Source organism: Streptomyces sp. NPDC023541 (assembly GCF_055559995.1).
The window spans coordinates 76347-100172 of record NZ_JBVHJO010000023.1 but is presented as its reverse complement, the minus strand read 5'-3'; the positions used below and the strand labels follow the sequence as shown (position 1 = coordinate 100172).

14 protein-coding genes are annotated in these 23826 nt (G+C 72.9%); 7 read left to right on the top strand and 7 right to left on the bottom strand.

Features of this window, described 5'->3' with window-relative positions:
- The 3 genes from ACZ3X1_RS34265 to ACZ3X1_RS34255 all read right to left on the bottom strand — a co-directional run.
- A partial coding sequence (locus tag ACZ3X1_RS34265; protein ID WP_467283007.1) for an SDR family NAD(P)-dependent oxidoreductase occupies positions 1-10058 on the bottom strand: 10058 nt, incomplete at its 3' end.
- Positions 10059-10184: 126 nt separating this feature from the next.
- Complete coding sequence (locus ACZ3X1_RS34260) at positions 10185-11375, bottom strand: cytochrome P450 (protein ID WP_467283004.1); 1191 nt, start codon at positions 11373-11375, stop codon at positions 10185-10187.
- 27 nt (positions 11376-11402) lie between these two features.
- On the bottom strand, positions 11403-12566 hold the full coding sequence (locus ACZ3X1_RS34255; protein ID WP_467283002.1) for a pyridoxal phosphate-dependent aminotransferase: 1164 nt from the start codon (positions 12564-12566) through the stop codon (positions 11403-11405).
- A gap of 426 nt (positions 12567-12992) precedes the next feature.
- Here ACZ3X1_RS34255 and ACZ3X1_RS34250 point away from each other — a divergent pair, with 426 nt between their 5' ends.
- Entirely contained in the window at positions 12993-13823 is an 831-nt protein-coding gene (locus ACZ3X1_RS34250) for an LmbU family transcriptional regulator (RefSeq protein WP_467282999.1), read from the top strand.
- 78 nt (positions 13824-13901) lie between these two features.
- Here ACZ3X1_RS34250 and ACZ3X1_RS34245 read toward each other — a convergent pair whose 3' ends face one another.
- The gene (locus ACZ3X1_RS34245) at positions 13902-14744 is read right to left on the bottom strand and encodes an FMN-binding negative transcriptional regulator (RefSeq protein WP_467282997.1); all 843 of its coding nucleotides are present in this window, start codon (positions 14742-14744) and stop codon (positions 13902-13904) included.
- 52 nt (positions 14745-14796) lie between these two features.
- Between ACZ3X1_RS34245 and ACZ3X1_RS34240 the strand changes: the two genes are divergently transcribed.
- Entirely contained in the window at positions 14797-16146 is a 1350-nt protein-coding gene (locus tag ACZ3X1_RS34240; protein WP_467282995.1) for a lysine N(6)-hydroxylase/L-ornithine N(5)-oxygenase family protein, read from the top strand.
- A 116-nt stretch (positions 16147-16262) separates the two neighbouring features.
- Here the strand turns inward: ACZ3X1_RS34240 and ACZ3X1_RS34235 are convergent, their stop codons facing one another.
- Positions 16263-16499, bottom strand: a complete 237-nt coding sequence (locus ACZ3X1_RS34235) for an MbtH family protein (RefSeq protein WP_030651287.1) — start codon at positions 16497-16499, stop codon at positions 16263-16265.
- Between the two features lie 425 nt (positions 16500-16924).
- Here ACZ3X1_RS34235 and argB point away from each other — a divergent pair, with 425 nt between their 5' ends.
- Together argB and ACZ3X1_RS34225 are read left to right on the top strand one after the other, a co-directional pair.
- Entirely contained in the window at positions 16925-17863 is a 939-nt protein-coding gene (gene argB, locus ACZ3X1_RS34230; RefSeq protein WP_467282992.1) for an acetylglutamate kinase, read from the top strand.
- Positions 17864-18291: 428 nt separating this feature from the next.
- A complete protein-coding gene (locus ACZ3X1_RS34225) occupies positions 18292-20541 on the top strand; it encodes an MMPL family transporter (protein ID WP_356811739.1) in 2250 nt (749 codons plus the stop codon).
- A gap of 192 nt (positions 20542-20733) precedes the next feature.
- On the opposite strand, the gene ACZ3X1_RS34220 is transcribed toward ACZ3X1_RS34225, so the two are convergent.
- Positions 20734-21189 (bottom strand): Lrp/AsnC family transcriptional regulator, encoded by a 456-nt coding sequence (locus ACZ3X1_RS34220; RefSeq protein ID WP_390078432.1) that lies wholly within the window; start codon positions 21187-21189, stop codon positions 20734-20736.
- 123 nt (positions 21190-21312) lie between these two features.
- On the opposite strand from ACZ3X1_RS34220, the gene ACZ3X1_RS34215 reads away from it, so the two are divergent.
- From ACZ3X1_RS34215 to ACZ3X1_RS34205, 3 genes are all read left to right on the top strand, one after another.
- Complete coding sequence (locus ACZ3X1_RS34215) at positions 21313-22314, top strand: asparaginase (RefSeq protein WP_356811737.1); 1002 nt, start codon at positions 21313-21315, stop codon at positions 22312-22314.
- Positions 22315-22378: 64 nt separating this feature from the next.
- Positions 22379-22588 (top strand): NACHT N-terminal Helical domain 1-containing protein, encoded by a 210-nt coding sequence (locus tag ACZ3X1_RS34210; protein ID WP_467282989.1) that lies wholly within the window; start codon positions 22379-22381, stop codon positions 22586-22588.
- Entirely contained in the window at positions 22582-22788 is a 207-nt protein-coding gene (locus ACZ3X1_RS34205; RefSeq protein ID WP_356811735.1) for a hypothetical protein, read from the top strand. The genes ACZ3X1_RS34210 and ACZ3X1_RS34205 overlap by 7 nt, the downstream gene beginning before the upstream one ends.
- 46 nt (positions 22789-22834) lie before the next feature.
- On the opposite strand, the gene meaB is transcribed toward ACZ3X1_RS34205, so the two are convergent.
- Positions 22835-23824: a methylmalonyl Co-A mutase-associated GTPase MeaB gene (gene meaB / locus ACZ3X1_RS34200; protein ID WP_356811734.1), complete on the bottom strand. Its 990-nt coding sequence runs from the start codon at positions 23822-23824 to the stop codon at positions 22835-22837.
- Between the last annotated feature and the right edge of the window lie 2 nt (positions 23825-23826).

The window sequence follows — 23826 nt, the reverse complement described above, 5'->3', positions numbered from 1 at the left end:
TTGCAGGCGTCGTCGAGGTCGAGGACCCCCGCGACGTGCGCCGCGGCCAGCTCGCCCACCGAATGGCCGAGGAGGTAGTCCGGCGTCAGGCCGTAGTGCTCGACCGTGCGGTAGAGGGCGACCTCCGTCGCGAAGAGCGCCGCCTGCGTCCACATGGTCTGGTGCAGGGGTGAGGCCGGGTCATCCTCGGCGAAGAGGAGGGACTTCAGGGTCACGGACTGCTGCAGGTGCTCGTCGAGACGGGCGCAGACCTCGTCCAGGGTCCGGGCGTAGACGGGGTGGGTCTCGTACAGCTCACGGCCCATGCCGGGACGCTGACTGCCCTGCCCGGTGAACAGGAAGGCGGTCTTGCCGCCGCCCTGTCCGGCCGGCGGTCCCGTGATGACGTCCGCGGACTCCTCCCCGGAGGCCAGCGCGGCGAGCGCCCTCAGACGGCCCTCGCCGTCGTCCGCGACGACGGCCGCGGTGTGGGCCAGGAGCGCCGGCGCGGCGGCCAGTGACCGGCCGATGTCCGCCAGTGCGATCCGAGACGGCGAAGTGGCGGCCGGCTCCGGCATCGCCATGCGCTCGGAGACGAAGGCCAGCAGCCGCTCCGCCTGGGCCCGCAGGGCCGGCTCCGTGTGGCCCGACAGCAGCCAGGGCGCCATCGGCACCGCCTCGGGGGCCGGGGCGGCGGGCTCCGGCTCGTTGGCGGGGGCCTGTTCGAGGACCACGTGGGCGTTGGTGCCGCTGATGCCGAAGGAGGAGACGGCGGACCGGCGGGGCCGGTCGGTCTCGGGCCACGGGGTCGCCTCCGTGAGGAGGGACACCGCCCCCCTGCTCCAGTCCACGTGCGAGGTCGGCCGGTCGACGTGGAGGGTTTGGGGGAGGATGCCGTGGCGCATGGCCATGACCATCTTGATGACGCCGCCGACGCCTGCGGCGGCCTGGGAGTGGCCGATGTTGGACTTGAGCGAGCCGAGCAGCAAGGGCCGGTCGGTGTCGCGGTCCTGGCCGTAGGTGGCGAGGACGGCCTGGGCCTCGATGGGGTCGCCGAGGGTGGTTCCGGTGCCGTGGGCCTCGACGGCGTCGATGTCGGCGGTGGTGAGGCCGGCGGCGGTGAGGGCTTCGCGGATGACGCGTTCCTGGGAGGGGCCGTTGGGGGCGGTGAGGCCGTTGCTGGCGCCGTCCTGGTTGACGGCCGAGCCGCGGACGACCGCGAGGACGTCGTGGCCGTTGCGGCGGGCGTCGGAGAGCCGCTCCAGGAGCAGCACGCCCACGCCCTCGCTCCAGGCGGTACCGTCCGCCGCGTCTGCGAAGGACTTGCAGCGGCCGTCCGCCGCCAGCCCGCGCTGCCGGCTGAACTCCACGAACAGATCGGGCACCGCCATCACCGTCACGCCGCCCGCGAGGGCCAGGGTGCATTCGCCCTGGCGCAGGGCCTGGGCGGCCAGGTGGAGGGCGACGAGGGAGGAGGAGCAGGCGGTGTCGACGGTGATGGCCGGACCCTGGAGGCCCAGCGTGTACGAGACCCGGCCGGACGCCACGCTGAGCGTGTTGCCGGTCGTACGGTAGGCCTCCACGGCCTCCGGGGCGTTGCGCAGGTGCGAGGCGTACTCGCTGTACATCGCACCGCTGAAGACGCCGGTCCTGGTGCCGCGCAGGGTGGCCGGCGCTATGCCCGCGCTCTCCACCGCCTCCCAGCTCGTCTCCAGCAGCAGCCGCTGCTGCGGGTCCATCGCGGCGGCCTCGCGCGGGCTGATCCCGAAGAACTCGGCGTCGAAGCGGTCGGCGTCGTGGAGGAAACCGCCGTTGCGGGCGTACGAGTGCCCCGCGCGGTCGGGGTCCCCGTCGAAGAGCCGGTCCAGGGACCAGCCGCGGTTCGTGGGGAAGGGGCCGATGGCGTCGGTGCCTTCGGCGACGAGCCGCCACAGGTCCTCGGGCGAGCGGGTGTCGCCCGGGTATCGGCAGGCCATGCCGACGATCACGATCGGGTCCTCGTGATCGGACGCGCCGCGCGCCGCGACCTGCTGCCCGGTACGGACCACCAGGCCCTCGCCGGCCAGCTTGGCGAGCTCGCCCGCCAGGAACTCGGCCAGCGCCGTGGGGGTGGGGTGGTCGAAGACGGCGGTCGCCGGCAGCGTGATCCCGCTGACCGCGACGACACGGCGCCGCAGTTCCAGCCCGGTCAACGAGTCCATGCCGAGGGTCTTGAACGCCGTGTCCGCGTCGACTGAGTCCGGGCCCGCGAGGCCGAGTACGGCGGCGACCGTGGTCCGTACGAGCTCGCCGACGGTACGCAGCCGGTCGGCCGCCGGGAGCGCGGCGGTGCGCTCGGCCCAAGAGGAACCGCCGGCACCGGAAGAGCCGGCGGCCGCGGCGGCGCGGCGGCGCGGGGCGCGGACGAGAGTGCGCAGCAGGGCCGGCACCGACCGGTCGGGCGAGCGCAGGGCCGGCAGGTCCAGGTCGGCCGCGGCGAGCAGTGGCTCCGCCGAGGTGAGGGCCGCGTCGAAGATCTCCATGCCGCGCTCGGCGGAGATCGGCAGCACGCCCTTGCGGACCCACCGCTTGACGTCCAGGTCGCTCAGCCCATTGGTCATGGCACTGGCCGTGTCCCAGAGTCCCCAGGCGAGGCTGGTGGCGGGGAGGCCGTGGTGGCGGCGGTGGTGGGCGAGTGCGTCGAGGTAGGTGTTGGCGGCGGCGTAGTTGGCCTGGCCGGGGTTGCCGATGAGGCCGGCGATGGAGGAGAAGAGGACGAAGTGGGTGAGGGGGAGGTGGGAGGTGAGCTGGTGGAGGTTCCAGGCCGCGTCGGCCTTGGGGCGCAGGACCCGGGTGACGTGGTGGGGGGTGAGGTTGTCGAGGGTGGCGTCGTCGAGGGCGCCGGCCGCGTGGACGACGGCGGTGAGGGGGTGTTGGGCGGGGACGGCGTCGAGGAGGTTCTGCAGTGACTGGCGGACGGCGGCGTCGCAGGCGGCGATGGTGACGTGGGCGCCGGCCGCGGTGAGTTCGTCGGCGAGTTCTCGGGCTCCGGGGGCGTCGGGTCCGGTGCGGCTGGTGAGGAGGAGGTGCCGGGCGCCGTGGCGGGTGACGAGGTGGCGGGCGAGGATCCGGCCGAGTCCGCCGGTGCCGCCGGTGATCAGGACGGTGCCGTCGGGGTCCAGGCCCGTTTCCGCCGCGGGGGAGGGGGTGCTTTCAAGACGGGGGGTGTGGAGCCGGCCGTCGCGGAGGCTGAACTGGGTGTCCGGGCAGGTGGCCGCCGCGTGGGCCGCGGCGGCCAGCTGCCCGGCGTCGGCGTCGTCGATGTCGAGGTGGGCGAGCCGGTCGGGGTATTCGTTCTGTGCGGTGCGGACGAGGCCGGTGAGGGCCGCGGCGGGGAGGTCGCGGATGTCCTGGTCGGTGGTGGGGGCCGTGGCGCGGCGGGTGAGGAGGACGATGCGGGTGGAGTCCAGAGTGGTGTCGGTGAGGAGTTCCCGGAGGGTGGCGAGGGTGCTGCGAACCGCCTCGTGCACGTCCGCGTACTCGTCCGACACGGCTATGAAGGACGGCAGTTGGGCGCCGTCGCCCAGAGCGGTCCGCAGTTCCGCGACATCGGCGTACGTGTCGCCCGAGACGGCCGGGGCCAGCCCGTGCGGGTCGGATCCGAGCACGGCCCACAGCCCCGCCGCGGCATCCGCACCGCCCGCGGTCCGGGCGTCCGACGTCCGGGCGTCCGGCTGCGGCATGGGCTTCCACACCAGCCGGTGCAGACCGGAGGGCCGCCCCGCGCTCTGCGCGGCACGCAGGTCACCGGCCGGACGCAGCGTGATGGAGTCGACCGTGACGACGGGCCGGCCCTCGGGGTCGGTCGCCGTCAGCGAGGCCGTGTCGGCGTCGACCGGTACCACGTGCACGCGCAGCGCGGTCGCGCCCGAGGCGTGCAGGGTGACCCCGCTGAAGGAGAACGGGATGGCCAGCTCGGTACCGTCGCCGAGCAGCATCGCGTGCAGGGCCGCGTCGAGGAGCGCCGGGTGGATGGCGAAGGCCGAGGCGTCGGCGTGCTGTTCCGGCGGGAGGGAGACCTCCGCGAACCGCTCCTCGCCCGCCGCCCCCGACGCCGCGCCGGATGCCGACGCCGGCCCCGACTGCCAGGCCCGGCCCAGGCCCTGGAAGACCGGCCCGTACTCGTAACCGCGGTCGGCGAGACGCTCGTAGACCTCGTCGAGCGGCAGCGGCCGCGCGCCCTGCGGCGGCCAGGCCGGCGCGGCGGCGGGGGCCGGGTGCTCGCCTGTGGCCAGTACACCCGAGGCGTGCCGGGTCCATTCCGCGTCGGCCGGGCCCTCGGGGCGGGAGTGGACGGTGACGGACCGGGTGCCCGACTCCTCGGCCGGGCCGAGCGCGACCTGCAGGTGGACGCCGCCCTCCTCCGGGACGATCAGCGGCGCCTCCAGGACCAGCTCGCGGAGCTTGTCGTAGCCGAAGCGGTCGCCCGCCGAGACGGCCATGTCGACGAGGGCGGTACCGGGCAGCAGGACCGTGCCGACGACCGCGTGGTCCACGACCCACGGGTGCGTACGGCGGGAGACGCGGCCCGTGAACAGCACACCCTCGCGGTCGGCGAGGCTGGTCACCGCGCCCAGCAGCGGGTGCTCGGCCGAAGTGAGGCCGAGGCCCGACGGGTCCTCCGCCGTGACCGGGGTGTCGAGCCAGAACCGGGTCCGCTGGAAGGCGTACGTCGGGAGCTGGACGCGCCGGGCGCCCGTACCGGCGAACACGGCGGACCAGTCGACGCCGACGCCGTGGCAGTGTGCCTCGCCGAGTGCGAGCAGCAGCCGCCCGGCCTCGTCCTCGTCGCGGCGCAGGGTGCCGAGGGAGGTGCCCCGCACGCCCGCCGCGTCGAGGGCGGCCTGCACTCCGATGGTGAGCACCGGATGCGGGCTCACCTCGATGAAGGTGTGGTGCCCGGCGGCGAGGAGGTCTTCGACCGCCTGCTCGAACTGCACGGTCTCGCGCAGGTTCCGATACCAGTACCCGGCGCCCATCACGCTCGCGTCGGGGAGCAGCGCCCCCGTCAGCGACGAGTGGACCGGAATGTCGCCCGGGCCCGCCTCGATCCCGTCGAGGAGCCGGGCCAGCTCGTCTTCGAGCTCCTCCACGTGGGCCGAGTGGGAGGCGTAGTCCACGTCGACGAGACGGGCCCTCGCCCCTTCCTCCTTGACCTGGGCGAGGAGCTCGCGCAGGGCATCCGGATCGCCGGAGACGACGGTCTGGGCGGGGCCGTTGACCGCGGCGACGGAGATCCTGCCCCGCCAGGCGCCGATCCGGTCCCGCACCCACGCCGCCGGCTGGGCCACGGACATCATGCCGCCGCGGCCCGACAGCACGGTCAGTGCCCGGCTGCGCAGTGCCACCACCCGGGCCGCGTCCTCGACGCTCAGCACGCCGGCCACGCAGGCCGCCGCGATCTCGCCCTGCGAGTGGCCGATCACGGCGGCCGGTTCGACGCCCAGCGAGCGCCACACCGCGGCCAGCGACACCATCACCGACCACAGGACGGGCTGTACGACGTCGACGCGCTCGAAACCGGGAGCCCCCTCCACGCCCCGGACCACGTCCAGGAGCGACCAGTCCACCAGCGGTTCCAGGGCCGCGGCGCACTCGGCCATCCGGCGGGCGAACACGGGGGAGGTCTCCAGCAGGCCGGCCGCCATGCCCGCCCACTGCGCGCCCTGGCCCGGGAAGACGAACACGGGGCGAACGGCGGGCCGGCTCTGCCCGGTGACGAGGCCGCGGGCGGTGGCGCCGTCCACCAGGGCCAGCAGGCCCTGCTCCAGCTCCGTACGGTCGGCGGCGACGACTGCGGCACGCCGGTCGAAGTGGCCCCGGCCGACGGCGAGGGAGTGGCCGATGTCCGTGAGCCGGACGCCGGGGTTGTCGCGCAGGTGGTCCAGGAGCCGGCCGGCCTGAGCGCGCAGCGCCTGGTCGGTCTTCGCGGACACGAGGAAGGGGACGGGTGCGGCTTCGGCGGGCGCGCCCTCCTCGGCGGGGGCCGGGCACCCGGCCCGCGGCTCGGCGGCCACCGGCTCGGCGGCGGCCACCGCCGGCTCTGGGGCCTGCTCCAGTACGAGGTGGGCGTTGGTGCCGCTGACGCCGAAGGAGGAGACGCCGGCCCGGCGCGGCCGGTCGGCCTCCGGCCACGGCGTGGCCTCGGTCAGCAGCGAGACCGCGCCGCTCGACCAGTCGACGTGCGAGGTCGGGGTGTCCACGTGCAGGGTGCGCGGGAGCAGGCCGTTGCGGATCGCCATGACCATCTTGATCACGCCGCCCGCGCCGGCGGCGGCCTGGGTGTGCCCGATGTTGGACTTCAGCGAGCCCAGGAACAGCGGCCGGCCGGCCTCGCGGTCCCGGCCGTAGGTGGCCAGGATCGCCTGGGCCTCGATGGGGTCGCCGAGCCGGGTGCCCGTACCGTGCGCCTCGACGGCGTCGACGTCCGCGGCCGACAGGCCGGAGGCGGCGAGGGCCTCCAGGATGACCCGCTCCTGGGAGGGGCCGCTGGGGGCGCTCAGCCCGTTGCTGGCGCCGTCCTGGTTGACGGCCGACCCGCGGATGACCGCGAGGACCTCGTGGCCGTTGCGCCGTGCGTCGGAGAGCCGCTCCAGGAGCAGCATGCCGGCGCCCTCGCCCCAGCCCGTACCGTCCGCCGCCTCCGCGAACGACTTGCAGCGACCGTCCACCGACAGACCGCGCTGACGGCTGAACTCCACGAACATGCCGGGGCTCGCCATCACCGTCACACCGCCGGCCAGGGCCAGTTCGCACTCCCCGGCCCGCAGCGCCTGCGCCGCCATGTGCAGCGCCACCAGCGATGCCGAGCACGCCGTGTCGACGGTGACGGCCGGGCCCTCCAGCCCGAGGGTGTAGGAGGCGCGGCCGGAGACCACGCTCGTGTACGTGCCGGTCAGCAGGTAGCCACCGACGCCCTCGCCCGCCTCGTGCAGGCGCGGCCCGTAGTCCTGCGCCATCGCGCCGACGTACACCCCCGTCCCGCTGCCGCGCAGCGCTGCCGGGTCGATCCCGGCGCGCTCCACGGCCTCCCACACGGTTTCCAGGACCATGCGCTGCTGCGGGTCCATGGCGGCGGCCTCGCGCGGGCTGATCCCGAAGAACTCGGCGTCGAACCGGTCGACGTCGTGCAGGAACCCGCCCTGGCGGGTGTACGAGGTGCCCGCGCGGTCGGGATCCCCGTCGAAGAGGGTCTCCAGCGCCCAGCCGCGGTTGCCCGGGAACTCGGAGACGGCGTCGCGCTCCTCCACGAGCAGCCGCCACAGGTCCTCCGGGGACTCCACCCCGCCCGGGAAGCGGCACGCCATGGACACGATCGCGATCGGCTCGTCGGAGCCGTGGTTCCGGCGCGGGACGGCCCGGGAGACGGGCTGGTGCGCGGGCACCGTCCCGGAGAGCTCGGCGAGCCGGGCGACCAGCTTCTCGGGGGTGGGCCGGTCGAACAGGAGGGTGGTGGGCAGGCGCAGACCGGTGGCGGCGACCAGCCGGTTGCGCAGTTCCACCGCGGTCGCGGAGTCGAATCCGAGTTCCTGGAAGGTGCGGGCCGGGTCGATGTCCGCGCCCTTGCCGCGCCCGAGGACCAGGGCCACCTCGTTGCGCACCAGGTCCATCAGGAACCGGGCCGTGCGCTCCGGGTCCCCGCCGGCCTCGAAGGGGTCGCGGTCGCCTGCGGCGTCGGGGGCACGGAGGCCGAAGGGGTACGTGGGCAGGTCGACGACCGCCGCCTCGGCGGGGAAGACGGGGCTCCAGTCCACGGGGGCGCCGTGCGCGTACGCCTCGGCCACGGAGGTCAGGAAGCGGTGCGGCCCGTCCGCCCCGCGCCGCAGCGAACCGACCGCGACGGCGGTGGAGCCGGTTGTCTCCAAGCTCTGTTCGAGGGGCAGGGTCAGCACCGGGTGGGGGCTGACCTCGACGAAGAGGTCGTGGTCGGCCACGCACCGGACCGAGCTCTCGAACAGCACGGGCTCGCGCAGGCTGCGGAACCAGTACGAGGCGTCCAGCGAGCGCGTGTCCAGCAGCGCGCCCGTCAGGGCCGAGTAGAAGGGGATGGTCCCCTTGCGCGGCCGGACCGGTGCCAGCACGGCGAGCAGCTCTTCGTGGATCTCGTCGATGTGCGCGGAGTGCGCCGCGTAGTCGATGGCGACCCGTCTGACCCGTACGCCGTCGGCGGTGAGCTCCTCCTGGAGCCGCTCGACGGCGTCCAGGTCACCGGCGACGGCGATCGACCGCGGCCCGTTGACGCCCGCGACGGACAGCCGCTCGCCGTACGGGGCTGTGCGCGACCGCACCTCGTCGAGGGGCAGCAGGACCGAGAGCATGGAGCCGCGGCCCGCGAGCCGGGCCTGTGCCCTGCCGCAGAGCGCGCTGACCCGGGCGCCGTCCTCCAGGCTGAGCCCGCCCGCGACGACGGCCGCGGCCATCTCGCCGATGCTGTGCCCGACGACCGCGGCCGGCTCGATGCCGAAGGAGCGCCACAGGGCCGCGAGGCCGAGGGAGGTCGCGAACAGCGCGGGCTGGATGACGTCGATGCGGTCGAGTGCGGGCGCGCCCGGCGCCCCGCGCAGTACGTCCTCCAGGGACCAGTCGACGTACGGGGCGAGGGCCTCGGCGGTGGCCCGGACGCCGGCGAGGAAGACATCGGAGCCGTCGAGCAGGCCGGCGGCCATGCCGGGCCACTGCGCGCCGTGGCCGGGGAAGACGAAGACGGTCCGGTCGCGCGGCGCGGCCGTGGCGCTGACACGTCCGGGGCCGCGGCGGCCCTCGGCGAGCGCGGCCAGCTCCTCGGCGAACTCGGCCTCGGTGGCGGCCAGCAGGACCGAACGGTGCGCGAACGCGGTGCGCGAGACCGCCAGGGAGTGCCCGACATCGGCCGTGCCGGGGCGTCCGCCGGCGCCGTCGGTGAGCCGGAGCCGGTCCAGCAGCCGCCCCGCCTGCGCGCGCTCGGCCGCCGCGGTGTGCCCGGAGACCACCCACGGCAGCACGCCGGCCCGGAAGCCGGCCGCCGACGGGCCGGTGGAACGTTCCTGTACGCCGGGAGCCGCCTCGGCCTCCACCGACCAGACCACCCCGTCACCGTCAACCGCCCGCACGGCCCCCACCCGGCCGACGGCAGTCCCCCACAGAACCGCCCCGAGCCGACCGCCACCCCGCCCTGTCCCAGCTTCGCCTTCGGCACCCCCACCTGCGGCGGCAGCCTCGCCTGCGGCGCCGGCCCGGCCTGTGGCCGCAGCCCTGTCTGGGGCGGTGGCTTCGCCTGCGGCGGTGGCCCGGCCCGTGGCGTCAGCCCCGCCTGCGGTGGCAGCCCCGCCTGCGGCGGCAGCTTCGCCTCCGGTGCCGGCCTCGCCTGCGGTGGCAGCCTCGCCTTCGTCCATGGCCACGGCCACAGTGGCGTGCTCCGTGTCGGTCTCGCCTTCCGTTCCGGCCGCGGGCCCGGCTTCGCCTCCGGCCTCGGCCCCGGCCGTAGGGGCGGCCTCCGTGTCGGCCCCGGTCGAAGGGCGGGGTGGGGTCTGGTCCGGCGTCGGGCCTGTGGCGCCGAGCACGGAGAGGATCCTGTCGCCGTCCGCCTCGGCCCGGGCCAGCGTCTTGAGTACGGCCACGGCCCCGGCCGGGGCGCCCGCGCCCGCGAGGGCGATCGTGCTCTCGCCGGCGCGCAGGCTCTCGGCCGCGAGGTGCACCGCCGCCAGGGCGGACGCCGCGCCCGCTCGTACGGTCCGGTGCGTACCGGTCAGGCCGAACACGGCCGCGACCCCGCCGGCGACGCCCTCGGCGTCCCCACCGAGGAAGAGCCCCGTACCACCGGAGCCGCGCAGCGAGGCCGGGACGGTACCGGCCGCCTCCAGGGCCTCCCAGCACAGTTGCAGCAGGAGCCGCTGACGCTCGTCCACCGATGCGGCCGCCTCCGGCCCGATGCCGAAGAACGCCGGGTCGAAGCCCTCGGCTCCGTCCGCTCCCGGGACGCGGCAGGACAGCCCGATGACGGCGACGGGCTCCCCGGCGGCCCCGGCGAACTCGGCATCGCGGCGGGTGGTCTCGACAGACATGCGGATCCTCACTCCAAGTCCAAAGGTGTTCCGGGGAGCAGCACTTCGAGGGGGACGCCCGGAACACCCGGGAGGCGACCCGCCTGTACGACCGGCCGGCGGCGCGCGCGGCGCGCGGCGGCTCGGCTACCAGTCCACGAGCAGCCGGGCCAGCCCCCGCGTACCGAGGCCGTCCTTCCAGACCACGGCGTCGGGGCCCGAGGCCGTCCGCAGGGTCGGGAACCGCCGCATCAGACGCTCCAGCACGATCTGCAGCTGGAGCCTGGCCAGCGGTGCGCCCAGACAGCGGTGCACCCCGTGGCCGAACGTCAGGTGCGCGGCGTCGTGCCCCTGCGGATCCAGCAGCCCGGGCTCGGCGAAGGTCTTGCCGTCCCGGTTCCCGTGCAGCAGGGAGACGATGACGCCCTCCCCGGCCTGAACCGTGACGCTGCCGAGCGGTACGGGCTCCACCGCGACCCGGGGGAAGCTGATCGGGGTGGAGGGAGTCAGCCGCAGCAGCTCCTCCACCGTGGGGGCCAGCCGGTCCGGCCGCTCACAAAGCTCCCGGTACGCCGCCGGATCGCGGAGCAGGGCGTGCGCCGACAGGCCGAGCTGCCCGACGACGGTCTCGTAGCCGGCCATCAGCAGGGTGAGTCCCATGGTGAGCAGCTCGCCCATGGACAGGTCGCCCTGCTCGTGCGCCGCGATCATGGAGGTGAGGAGGTCGTCCTCGGGCCTGCGGCGCTTGCGGTCGATCAGGTCGGCCATGTAGTCGATGAGTTCGAGGCGGCGCCGGGCCTTCTCCTGCGGGGTGCTGGCGGAGATGTCGAACAGCACCTCGACCCAGTCGCGGAAGCGGGTGGCGTCCTCGTGGGGAACGCCGAGCAGCGAGCACAGGACGGCCAGCGGCAGCGGTGCGACGAGCGTCTCGATCAAGTCGGTGCCGGGCCCCGCCGCGGCCAGGGCGTCGAGATGGCGGTCGGCCAGCTCCTCGACGGCCGGGGCCATGGCGGCGGTGCGGCCGGTGGTGAACGCCTTGGTCACGACGCGCCGCAGCCTGGAGTGATCCGCACCGTCCATGCTCATCATGGAGTTCGGTACGGGCTGTGCGTCGTTGAGCTTCGGGGCCTGCGGCGTGACGGCCTCGGCGCGGCTGAACCTCTTGTCCGTCAGGACCCGGCGGGCCAGTGCGTAGTCGCACACCAGCCACATCTTGTCGCCGGCGGGCGTGCAGAAGGGGACGACGTCGATGCCGTCCGGGACCTGCCCCTCCCCGGTCACGTACTGACCGAGGAACTCCGGGAGCGGGCCCAGCGGGCCGGCGCTGCGGTGCTTCATGCCTTTCCTCCCCGTTGTGGTCGGCGATCAGGTGTTCAAGAGGCGGCGCTCGGCCTCGCGCAGGACCGCGGCCTGCCGGTTGAACGCGATGCGCACGTACTGCTCCCCGGCGGCCGGGTCGGCGAAGAAGGGCGTCCCGGGTACGACCAGCACCCCGGTGCGGTCGAGGAGTTCGCGGACGAAGCCGAGGCTGTCCTGCCGGCCGCCGGTGAGCGGGCCGATGTCGGCGAAGAGGAAGCAACCGCCCTCCGCGGGGGTGAACTTCATGCCCATGCGCGAGAAGACGTCCTGGGCGAGGTCGCGCCGCCCGGCCATCTCGGCCGCCGCGACGGCCAGGTCGACGCCGTGGGCGGTCCGTCCTGCGGCCACCTGAAGGGGGACGGCGGCACCCAGCGTGGTGAGTTCGTGCACCTGGCGCAGCGCGCCCGTGCGCACCGGGTCGGACCGCAGGAAGCCCAGCCGCCATCCGCTGACGGCGTGGCTCTTGGAGAGGGACCCGACGACGATGCTGCGCTCGGCCAGTCCGGGGACGTCGGCCACGGAGACGTGGGGGCGGCCGTCGAAGGTGAAGGCGCGGTAGACCTCGTCGGAGATCACGGTGACGTCCCAGCGCTCGCACAACTCGGCGATCTCGCCCAGCTCCTGGCCGCTCAGGACGCGGCCGGTCGGGTTGCCGGGGGTGTTCAGGACGACGGCCCGGGTGCGGGAGGAGAAGGCGGCGGCCAGCTCGGCGGGGTCGAAGCGCCACTCCGGCGCGTGCAGCCGTACGTACCGGGGTACGGCCCCGGTCAGTTCGACGGCGGCGGTGAAGTGGTCGAAGCCGGGGTCGAAGAGGATGACCTCGTCACCGGGGTCTACGGTCGCCAGCAGGGCGACGAAGAGGGCCTCTGTCGCACCCGCGGTGACGGTGACCTCGGTGTCCGGGTCGGTGGGGGTGCCGAGGGCCTCCGCGATCCGCTGCCGCAGGGTTGCGTCCCCGTTGGGGTGCTCGTACTGGTTGTGGCCGGCCCGCATGGCGCGGGCCGCCTCCTCGATCATGTCCGCGGAGGTCTCGGGGTGGCCGGGGGTGCCGACCGCCAGATCGACGGCGTCACGGGTCCGCGCCAGCATGAACACCTCGGTCAGTCCGCTGCCCTTGAGCCGCGCCGCGCGCGACGAGAGGGGCGACCTGTGGGCCCGGGAGTGCGTCATTTCCGATCCTCCTGCTCCTGCTGAATCGACTGAATTAGCTGAATAGGGAGGCGCAGTGCGGGCGCGGGGAAAATGGCCATGGCCGTTCCGCTTTACCTCTGATGCCTCGTGAAAAGCCGAGCCGGCGGCTGCGGGAATTCTGCTGAGCCGCTGCGGAGAAACTCTGGCCGAGAATGAACATACCTCTCGCCCGGGAGGCGGAGAACAGAACGGCGGCGACAGAAGGCGGCAGCGGACAACAGCTGTTCAGTTGTTCGATGGGTCGGTCGCTCCGTCCCGTCGACGGGACGGAGCCGCTGCCGGGCCGCCAGGGAGCCGGCGGCTACGCGGCGGCCCGCGACGGCCGGACGGGCGACTTTGGCACGCCTTTAGCACGTGCTGCGAGCCTCCACACCTGTTCTGTGGACCCCTTCACATGGAGGCACGATGGCGATTCAGGCCGGCGACGTCGAGGGATCGCGAACGGGGCAGATCCGTCCCGGCCCCGAGTCCGTGCCGAGACCGCGCAGGGGCATGGGCATGGGCATGGGCATGGGTGAGGATCCACGGCGCGGTCAGGTGCTGACCACGAAGGTGGGTCTGCAGATGCCGGCCGGGATGTCCTTCGACGACTGGGAGAAGGCCGGGCGCCAGCTGTCCGGAATCGTGGATTCCTCATCCTGGTGGCTCGGCGACTGGCTCGTGTACGGCAAGGACCACTACACCGACCGCTACCAGCGCGGGATCCGGGCCGCGGGGCTCCAGTACCAGACCCTGCGCAACTACGCCTGGGTCTCCCGCCGCTTCGACTTCACCCGGCGGCGCGGCTCCCTGAGCTTCCAGCACCACGCCGAGCTGGCGTCCCTGCCGCACGACGAGCAGGAGGCCTGGCTCGACCGGGCCGAGCAGCGCAGATGGACCACCAAGCAACTGCGCGGCGCGATCCGCGCCGCACGCGAGAGCCAGGACCGGGTCCGGGTCCCCGCGGAACCGACGCGGAGGCTGGAAGTGCCGGGAAGCCGTCTCCAGTGGTGGCACCGGGCGGCCGAGCAGGCAGGGGTCGACTTCGAGCGCTGGGTGCTCGTCACCCTGGACAGTGCGGCGAAGCAGGCCCTGGCGGAACTCGGCAGGCTGGAGGACGCCGCGGACGGGCCGGCGGAGCTCATGGCGCCGGCCGGGCCCGGTGGGCCGCTGGAGAGCGAGGGGCCGCTGGAGATCGAGGGCCCGAAGCCGCCCGCGGAGCGGGGCGGGTTCGAAGGACCGGCCTCCGGTGCCTGACGCACCGCGCGGCCGCCCGCGGCGCGCAGGGCCCGCACTCCGCGGGGGAGTGCGGACCCTGCGGGGGTGTCCACGTGATCAGGGCAGCTGCCGCATGAGGTCGGCCGCGTCGCGCTGCCGAGTGCACCCGCTGTGGGTGAAGGAGTCCAGCACCCTCCCGCGTACGTCGGCGGGCTGCTCCTGGCTGAGCTTGAACATGCCCTCGGCGCCGGTCACCGTGATCCGGAAGGCGCCCACGCCCGGCAGGAGCTGGTGGAAGTAGCCGATCGAGTCGGTCATGTCCCAGCCCGTACCGAACTTCGCCTCCTCGAAGGCGCGCACGGTGGACTGCACCACGTCCATCGTCTCCTCGCTCGATTCGATCTTCTCCACCACGCCGCGCACGTGCACCGAGGTGAAATTCCACGTCGGGGCCGCCGGTGATTTCTCGTAAACCGTCGGGGAAACGTAGGAATGCGGGCCGGTGAAGGTCAGCAGGACGATGCCGCCCGTCTTGATTGCCGCCCAGTGCGGATTCGCCTTGTTCATGTGGCCGAGGAGCCTGGCACCCGAAAGGTCGGGGGCCCATTCCTCGTTCGCCAGCGGATCGGCGATGACCGGAAGATGCGTGGCGAACGGGCCGTCTTCGACGGGCCCGTTGGTCACCGCCAGGGCCAATGGATTGTCGCGCATCAGATCGGTCATCCATGAACTGTCGGGTTCACGGTAGTTGCTGGGGACGAACATCCGGAATTCACCCTTTCGGTCGGCGGGCTGTGTGAATACATGAAATCCGAACCGACCGTACTGCTGTCCCGTCACCGGGACAGCGGCCTTCGGCATCCGGTTCGCGCTGAAGCCGCTCGATTGCTTTGTCGGTGCCTTCAGGTTGGCGCCGGGACGTTCTCCGGCGCAATACTGAACAAAGGTCTCCCGGATCACCGGTCGAGATTCCAAGACGCTAGCGGGAGAATTGTCTATGGGTACAACGGGTATGCATAACCACGAGATTCACGACGTGGTCGGCATCGGCTTCGGCCCGTCCAACCTGGCGCTCGCAATCGCTCTGGAAGAGCACCGGGCCAACGTTCCGGACCGTCCGGTGAAGGCCGTGTTCTTCGAGCGTCAGGCGTCGTTCGGATGGCACCGCAACATGCTGCTGCCGTCGACCACCATGCAGATCTCGTTCCTGAAGGACCTGGCCACCTTCCGCAATCCGGTGTCCCGGTTCAGCTTCGTCTCGTATCTCCACGAGGCCGGGCGCCTGGTGCAGTTCGTCAACAACCAGGATTTCTTCCCGACCCGGCAGGAATTCCACCACTACCTGGAATGGGCGGCGGCCGGCCTCGCCGACCGGGTGTCCTACGGATCCGAGGTCACCGCGATACGGCCCGCCGGGGACGCCGGCTCCGGCTCTCCCGAGCACCTCGAGCTGGAGGTGCGGGGCGCCGGCGGCGACGTCCGGCTGGTCAAGGCGCGCAACGTGGCCATATCGACCGGCCTGGTGCCGCGCATGCCGGCCGGGGTGACCGCGGACGAACGGGTCTGGCACAGCTCGCAGTTCCTGGAGAGGTTCCGCGGCCTCGACCCCGACGAGCTCAAGAGCGTGGCGGTGGTCGGCGCCGGCCAGAGCGCGGCCGAGATCACCCGGTTCCTGTACGACATGCTCCCGCACGCGCGCGTCAGCGCGGTCATCCCGTCCTACGGGTACTCCGTCGCGGACGACACGCCCTTCGCCAACCAGGTGTTCGACCCGGCCGCGGTCGACGAGTACTACTTCGGCACCGACCAGGCGCGGGAGGCCTTCTGGCACTACCACCGCAACACGAACTACTCCGTCGTCGACGACGAGGTGATCCGCGCCCTGCACCAGCGCTCGTACGAGGAGGAGGTACGCGGCGACAAGCGCCTCCACTTCCTCAACCTCACCCGGGTCGCCGAGGTCGGCAGGGTCGGCAACGAGACGCGGCTCACCCTCAACTCGCTGCTCGACAGCGAGCCGCAGGAGCTGGACGTCGACGCGCTCGTCTTCGCGACGGGCTACGAGGGCATGGACCCCGCCGGCCTGCTCGGCGACTTCGACCGGCACTTCCTGCGGGACGAGACCGGCCGCCACCGGGTGGAGCGCGACTACCGCCTCGTCACCGCGTCGGGCCTGTCCTGCGGGATCTACCTCCAGGGCGGCACCGAGCACACCCACGGCCTGTCGTCGTCCCTGCTGTCGAACATCGCCGTGCGCAGCGGGGAGATCGCCGACTCCATCGTCCTGCGCAGGGCCGAGCAGGAACTGGCCGGGGCGCGGGCCGTCGAGGCCGCAGGCGCGGGCGCGGCCGTCCGGGCCTGACCCGTACACCCCGGCACGACCGAAGGGTGGGCCCCGGTGCTGGACGAACAGCACCGGGGCCCACCCTTCGTACTTCATCGGCCGTTCCACGCCATACGCGGAGAGCCGGATTCACTTCACGCGGCGTCGGCGGAAACCCGGTCCGCGGCCATCGCGTCGCGCAGGCTCTGCGGCCGCAGGTCGGTCCAATTCGCCTCGACGTGCTCCAGGCACAGCTGGCGGCTTTCCTCGCCGAAAACGATGCGCCAGCCGGCGGGAACCTCGGCGAACGACGGCCACAGTGAGTGCTGGCCCTCGTCGTTCACCAAGACGTAGAACCGGCCGTCAGCGTCGTCGAACGGGTTGCTGCTCATGAATCCACTCCAATTCAAGCCGTTCACGGTCCGCTTCCCGGACGGGAAACGGACCGTCATCCATTAAGGGGGATGGAGTTGGCGAGACCGCCGTGCCCGATCATGGCACCTTTCGGCCGCCCGGTGCAGCCCGGTGCGCGGATGAGGCACCCCGCAGGCACCGTCGACGCGTTCGTCCCGCCGTCCTGTTGACGGGACGGATCCGAGCCCGGAACACCGTGCGCCAATTCTGCTTGGTTCTGGGCGAGTTCCGCGGAATGGACTTCCGGCCGCGCCTTCTCGCGCGCAATGCTGGACGGGCGACCACGGCTCCGTGCCGTGGTCCTTCACGTCCCCGGGAGCCGGAGCCCTCCACAGAAGGAGTTGTGCCGATGAGCGTCGCCAGCGCGGCCGGCCGTTCTCTTCACCCTGCGCACGAGGTTCTCATGACGACCCGTCGGTGGACCGCCCTGGACAAGGCGCGGTCCGTCTGCGAGGCGCTGCCATGGCTGACGCGCCACCAGAACGGCACCGTGGTCATCAAACTGGGCGGGCACGCCATGGTCGACGAGCAGCTGACCGCGGCTTTCGCCCGGGACGTCGTCTTCCTGCGCTACGCCGGACTGAAGCCGGTGGTCGTCCACGGCGGCGGCCCGCAGATCGGAGCCGAACTCGAACGGCGGGGCCTGGCGAGCGAGTTCAAGGCCGGCCTGCGGGTCACCTCACCGCCCGCGATGGACGTGGTCCGGATGGTGCTCGCCGGGCGGGTCCAGCGCGAGCTCGTCGGGCTGATCAACGCGAACGGGCCGCTGGCCGTCGGCATGACCGGCGAGGACGCCGACACCCTCACCGCCGTCCGGCACGTGCCATGGGTCGACGGCGAACCGGTGGACATCGGCCGGGTCGGCGACATCACCCGCGTGGACACCGGCGCCATCGAGGCCCTCCTCGCCGACGGCCGCATCCCGGTCGTCTCGTCCGTCGCCCGCAGCGCCGAGGACGGCCACGTCTACAACGTCAACGCCGACACGGCGGCGGCCGCGCTGGCCACCGCGCTGCGCGCCCAGGCGCTGGTGATGCTCACCGACGTGGAGGGGCTGTACGCGGGCTGGCCGGCGAGCGGCGAGGTCATCGCCCGGCTCACCGCCCGAGAGCTGGAGAAGCTGCTGCCGGAGCTCGCCGACGGGATGGTCCCCAAGATGACCGGCTGCCTGCACGCCGTGCGGGGCGGCGTCGGCACCGCGCGCGTGATCGACGGACGGGTCCCGCACGCGGTTCTGCTGGAGATGTTCACGGACGACGGGGTCGGCACGGTGATCGTGCCGGATCCGGAAGCGGACCAGGAGGCGGGCCCGGCGGCGCGAGCGGACGGGGTGGGGCCGTGACCGCGGCGGTCGTGCCGGACCGGTGGTCCACCGATCACTGTGGCGCCATGGTGGCGCCAGCGTGCGTCGAGCGATGCCACGGGGCGGCGCCGAGTGCCGCAGCGAGTGATGGCCGATATCAACGGCCTCACCCCACCAGGTCCCTGGCCGGATCACGGGGCGTCCCGGGCCGCGATCGACCAGGCCGGCCGGTTCTGGCCACCCGCTCCGAAGGCCCCCTACGGCCGGGCATAGCACCGCCTCATCCGGCCACTCCGGCCCCATGGCGCAGGAATGGCGCGACAGTGGCGCCATCTGTGTGCCATGATGGCGTCACCGAAGGCGCCCCGTAGGGCCGGGCCCGCGGCCGGCCGCGCCGATCGCCCTGCCCCACCGGAACCACCCCCGCTCCCGCTCGCACATCGATTCAAACAGGAGTTCTTTTCGTCATGGCCACTTTCCTTTACAAAGTGGGTCGATTCGCCTTCCGGCGACGAGGCCTGGTCGCCCTGCTGTGGGTCGCCGTCCTGGTCGGGGTCGGTTTCGCGGCCTCCACCGCGCCGGCGCCGCCCGCCGATACGTTCTCGATGCCGGGTACGGAGTCCCAGAAGGCCTTCGACCTGCTGAAGGAGAAGTTCCCGGCCATGAGCGTGGACGGCGCCACCGCCCGCGTGGTCGTCCGTACGCCCGGCGGCGAGAAGCTCTCCGACCCCGCCCAGAAGGCCAAGGTCGAGACGCTCGTCGGGGCGCTCGCCAAGGCACCCGACGTGGTTTCCGCGTCCGACCCCTTCGCGACCAACGCCATCAGCCAGGACGGCACCACGGCCTATGCCGTCGCCACCTACAGGCTGACTGCGCTCAAGCTGACGGACGAGGCCCACGACGGCCTCGACAAGGCGCTCGCGGACGCCCGGGCCACCGGACTCGTCGTCGAGGCCGGCGGTGACGCCGTCAAGGTCGACGGAGCACCGGGCGGCGGCGCGGAAGGCATCGGCATCCTGATCTCCGCGATCGTCCTGGTCCTCACCTTCGGCTCGATGATCGCCGCCGGCATGCCCCTGCTCACGGCCATCCTGGGCGTCGCCATCGGCGGTGCGGCCATCACCGCGCTCGGCAGCACCCTCGGTCTGTCCAGCACGACGTCCACCCTCGCGCTGATGATCGGCCTCGCGGTCGGCATCGACTACGCCCTGTTCATCGTCTCCCGCTACCGCTCCGAAGTGGCCGAGGGCCGCGAGCGCCAGGACGCCGCGGGACGGGCCGTCGGAACGGCCGGCTCCGCCGTCGTCTTCGCCGGCCTCACCGTCATCGTCGCCCTCGCCGGCCTCACCGTCGTGAACATCCCGATGCTGACCAAGATGGGCCTCGCCGCCGCCGGCACGGTCGCCGTCGCGGTCCTCATCGCGGTCACCTTCGTCCCGGCCCTCCTCGGGTTCGCGCCGATCAAGGTCATGCCCCGCCGCGACCGCAAGCAGTACAGCGGCAAGCCCCTCACGGAGCGCCAGCAGCGCAAGGCCGACCAGCGGGCCGCCAAGGGCCACAAGCCCAACCTGGGCACCCGCTGGGCCCGGTTCGTGGTCCGCCGCCCGCTCGTCGTCCTCCTCTTCGGTGTCGTCGGCCTCGGCGCCGTCGCGGTACCGGCCGCGAGCCTCCAGCTCGGCCTGCCCGGCGAGGGCACCATGGCGCCGGACACCACCCAGCGCAAGGCCTACGACATGCTGTCCGAGTCCTTCGGGGCCGGGTTCAACGGCCCGCTGACGGTCACCGTCCAGGCCAAGGACGCGGCGACCGCCGCCGGCGGCGTGGGCAAGGAGCTCGCCAAGGTCGAGGGCGTCGCCACGGTGACCCCCGCCACGCCCAACGACAAGGGCGACACCGCGGTGCTCACCGTCGTCCCGAAGACCGGCCCCACCGAGACCGAGACCGAGGAACTCGTCGGACACATCAGGGGCGTCGCCGGCGCCCTCGGCGCGAGCAACGGCGGCGCCGAGATCCTGGTGACCGGTCAGACCGCCCTGTTCATCGACTTCTCCCAGACCCTCGACGACGCGATGCTGCCCTACCTGGGTCTGGTCGTCGGCCTCGCCTTCCTCCTGCTGGTCCTGGTCTTCCGTTCGCTGCTCGTCCCGCTCAAGGCGGCCCTCGGCTTCCTGCTCTCCGTGAGCGCGGCCCTCGGCGCGGTCGTCGCCGTCTTCCAGTGGGGCTGGCTCGGGGACTTCTTCGGCGTCGAACAGCCCGGCCCGATCATGAGCACCCTGCCGATCTTCATGATCGGTGTCGTGTTCGGCCTCGCGATGGACTACGAGGTCTTCCTCGTGACCCGGATGCGGGAGGCCTACGTGCACGGGGCGCAGCCCAAGGACGCGGTCGTCACCGGATTCCGCTACGGCGGCCGGGTGGTCGGCGCCGCCGCGATCATCATGGTCAGCGTCTTCTCCGGCTTCATCATGGAGGACAACGTCTTCGTCAAGATGGTCGGCTTCAGCCTCGCCATCGCCGTCCTCTTCGACGCCTTCTTCGTCCGCATGGCCCTCGTCCCCGCCCTGTTCGCCCTGCTCGGCCGGTCGGCCTGGTGGCTGCCCCGCTGGCTCGACCGGGTGCTGCCGAACATGGACGTCGAAGGCGAGAAGCTCAGCCGGACCGCCCCCGTCCTGCCCTCCCAGCAGCGCCGCGAACACGAGGCCGACGCCCTGCGCTGACCCCTTCCGCGGGAACGCGACGCCCGTGCGCCGACGGCCCCGAGAGCCGTCGGCGCCCGGGCGTTTCCGCTGCATGGCCCCGTCCCTGGACTCCACCCGGGCGTCGAGGGACCCGGAGCCCTCCGCGACGGTCCGGAAGTCGTCACACGCCGCCCGCCACAGCGATCGCCACTCATCGGACGATCACGGCAGTCAGCCGTCGACCGGCAGGCCCGTCGGCTCCTTGACGCGTTTCATGATGATCTGCGAGTTGACCTCGGTGATGCCCGCGAGGGCGGTCAGCTTCTCGATCCACAGCCGCTCGTACGCGCGCAGGTCCGCGACCGCGATCCGCAGCAGGCACCCGGGGCTCCCGAAGAGGCGGTAGGCCTCGATCACGTCGGGGATGTCCTGGAGGGCGGCCTCGAAGGCCTCGACCGCCTCGCGGTCACGGCGCACCTCGACCGAGACGAGCACCTCGAAGCCGCGCTCGACCGCTTCGGGGTCGATCACCGCGCGATAGCCCTGGATCACCCCGTCCTGCTCCAGCTGGCGCACCCGGCGCATGCACGGGGACGGGGTCAGCCCCACCCGCTGGGCGAGTTCCTGGTTGCTCAGCCGCCCGTCGGCCTGGAGCTCGCGCAAGATATCGCGGTCGATGGCGTCCATGGCGCAATTATCACCCACGACTCCTCGCCCGGTCGGAGGAAGACGCAAGCATATTGCGCACAGATCGCTCTATCATTGCTGCTTTGAGTACAAATGTACGAGTGAGAAGGGCGGCCACGCAGCATGGGACGGATCGTCGTCATCAGCACCGGCGGCACGATAGCCAGCCGCTGGCAGGGCTCCGGCTTCGCCGCGGACGCCGACGGGAGCGAGGTCATCGCCACGGCGCCGCTGCCCGAGGGCATGACCGTCGAGGTCGTCGACCTGTTCAGCGTGAACAGCCCCCGCCTCACCACGGCCCACCAGCTCACCCTCCTGCGCACCGTGCACGAGGTGCTCGCCGACCCCGGCGTCGACGGCATCGTCGTCACCCACGGAACTGACACCCTGGAGGAGTCGGCGTTCCTGGTCGACCTCCACCACCACGACCCGCGCCCCGTCGTCTTCACCGGCTCGCAGCGGCCCATGGGCACCGCCGACGGCGACGGACCGGGCAACCTGTACGACGCGCTGCTCACCGCCGCCACCACCCGAGGGCTCGGCGTCCTGATCGCCTTCGCCGGACGCGTCCACGCCGCGCGCGGCACCGTGAAGACGCAGGCCGTGGACCTGGACGCGTTCGCAGACCCCTCCAAGGAACTGCTCGGGAAGATCGGCTTCGGCAAGGTCGCCATGCTGCGCACGCCCCGGCGGCCGGCCGCGCTCCCGCTGCCCGCCATGCCCGAACTCCCGCCGCGCGTCGACATGGTGATGCACCACGCCGACGCCGACCCGGCGCTCCTGAACGCCGCCGTCGAGGCCGGCGCCCGCGGCATCGTCCTCATCGGTACCGGCGCGGGCAACGCCACCCCGGAGATCGTGGAAGCGGTGCGTGCCGCTGTCGCCCGCGGGGTGCTGGTCGCCCTCACCACGCGCGTCATGGCCGGGCCCGTCACCGAGATCTACACGCACGGCGGTGCGGTGGACCTCGTCGCGGCCGGCGCCGTTCCGACGGGCACCCTGCGCGCGGGACAGGCCCGCATCGCGGTCCTCTCCGCCCTCCTCGCCACCGACGACACCGCCGAACAGGTCCGCGTCCTGCGCGAGTCCCTCACTCCGGCCGGCCCGGTACTCGTCGAGGCATAACGCCCCGGGCGGCGTAGGCGACCGTTAGGCTCCGGTCAACGGTCGCTACGCTGCGGGGGGTTGCATGGAGCCCGGCACCATCGGCATCAGGGTGGCCTCGGCGGCCATCGGACCCCTCGTGAAGAAGCTGTTCGTCAACGAGGGCGCGGGCGCCGGCGTCGTCGACCGGCCGATCCGGCTCTCGGGCTACGTGTCCTTCACGGGCGAGAAGCGTTCCCTGACCGAATCCGACTTGCGTACGGTACGTGCGGCGAGAAGGTACTGCGGATGGTGATCCGCCGGTTGCCGCTGGCGTTCCCCGGGCTCGGCGAGTGCCGCTTCCCGGGGAAGTTCACGCCGGAAGGCGACACCGGTATCGACATCGGGCCGCTGGGCGGACTCCCGGGCCTGAAGGAAATCCAGATCCTCGCGAGCCGCGACCGGGTCCGCGGAGCCGAGCTGCTGCCGCCGTCCGCGAGGGTCTTCTTCGGATGACCGGGTGACGGGGCGGCGCCGGCAGGGGGCGCGCCCGGTCACCCGGTCAGTTCCCCGGGTTCCCGAACGCCGCCAGGATGCGGTCCGCCGCCGACGTCGGGGTGACCGAGCCGGCCCGGACCGCGGCCTCCAGCTCCGGCGCGAGGTCGCGTACCGCCGGATCCGCCCGCAGGCGCTCCAGCAGTTCGTCGCGGACCATCGACCAGGTCCACTCCACCTGCTGGGCCGCCCGCTTCGCCGCCAGCCGGCCCCCCGCCTCCAGCAGGGTCCGGTGCTGCTCCAGGCGGTTCCACACCTCGTCCAGCCCCGTCGACTCCCGCGCACTGCACGTCAGTACCGGCGGCGTCCACGCCGCGTCCACCGGGTGCATCAGCCGCAGCGCGCCCGACAGTTCACGGGCCGCGGCCTTCGCGTCCCGCTCGTGCGGGCCGTCCGCCTTGTTCACGGCCAGTACGTCGGCCAGTTCCAGGACGCCCTTCTTGATGCCCTGCAGCTGGTCGCCCGTACGGGCCAGGGAGAGCAGCAGGAAGGAGTCCACCATCCCCGCCACCGTGGTCTCCGACTGGCCCACGCCGACGGTCTCGACGAGGACCACGTCGTAGCCCGCCGCCTCCATCACGATCATCGACTCGCGGGTGGCCTTGGCGACCCCGCCCAGCGTGCCCGCCGACGGCGACGGCCGCACGAACGCCGCCGGATCCACCGACAGCCGCTCCATCCGGGTCTTGTCGCCCAGGATGGAGCCGCCCGTGCGCGTCGACGACGGGTCCACCGCGAGCACCGCCACCCGGTGGCCGAGCCCCGTCAGCATCGTGCCGAACGCGTCGATGAAGGTGGACTTGCCCACCCCCGGCACCCCGCTGATGCCGATCCGGCGGGCCCGGCCCGCGTGCGGCAGCAGCTCCGTCAACAGGCCCTGCGCGAGCGCCCGGTGAGCGGGCAGGGTGGACTCGACGAGAGTGATCGCGCGCGCGATGAACGCGCGCTTCCCGTCGAGCACCCCCTTCGCGTAGGCCTCGATGTCGATCTTCGGCACAG

Coding starts and splice junctions, on each gene's coding strand:
- ACZ3X1_RS34260 (WP_467283004.1), bottom strand. CDS start 11,375: ATGAAGCACCGCAGCGCCGGCCCGCTGGGCCCGCTCCCGGAGTTCCTC.
- ACZ3X1_RS34255 (WP_467283002.1), bottom strand. CDS start 12,566: ATGACGCACTCCCGGGCCCACAGGTCGCCCCTCTCGTCGCGCGCGGCG.
- ACZ3X1_RS34250 (WP_467282999.1), top strand. CDS start 12,993: ATGGCGATTCAGGCCGGCGACGTCGAGGGATCGCGAACGGGGCAGATC.
- ACZ3X1_RS34240 (WP_467282995.1), top strand. CDS start 14,797: ATGCATAACCACGAGATTCACGACGTGGTCGGCATCGGCTTCGGCCCG.
- ACZ3X1_RS34235 (WP_030651287.1), bottom strand. CDS start 16,499: ATGAGCAGCAACCCGTTCGACGACGCTGACGGCCGGTTCTACGTCTTG.
- argB (WP_467282992.1), top strand. CDS start 16,925: ATGACGACCCGTCGGTGGACCGCCCTGGACAAGGCGCGGTCCGTCTGC.
- ACZ3X1_RS34225 (WP_356811739.1), top strand. CDS start 18,292: ATGGCCACTTTCCTTTACAAAGTGGGTCGATTCGCCTTCCGGCGACGA.
- ACZ3X1_RS34220 (WP_390078432.1), bottom strand. CDS start 21,189: ATGGACGCCATCGACCGCGATATCTTGCGCGAGCTCCAGGCCGACGGG.
- ACZ3X1_RS34215 (WP_356811737.1), top strand. CDS start 21,313: ATGGGACGGATCGTCGTCATCAGCACCGGCGGCACGATAGCCAGCCGC.
- ACZ3X1_RS34210 (WP_467282989.1), top strand. CDS start 22,379: ATGGAGCCCGGCACCATCGGCATCAGGGTGGCCTCGGCGGCCATCGGA.
- ACZ3X1_RS34205 (WP_356811735.1), top strand. CDS start 22,582: ATGGTGATCCGCCGGTTGCCGCTGGCGTTCCCCGGGCTCGGCGAGTGC.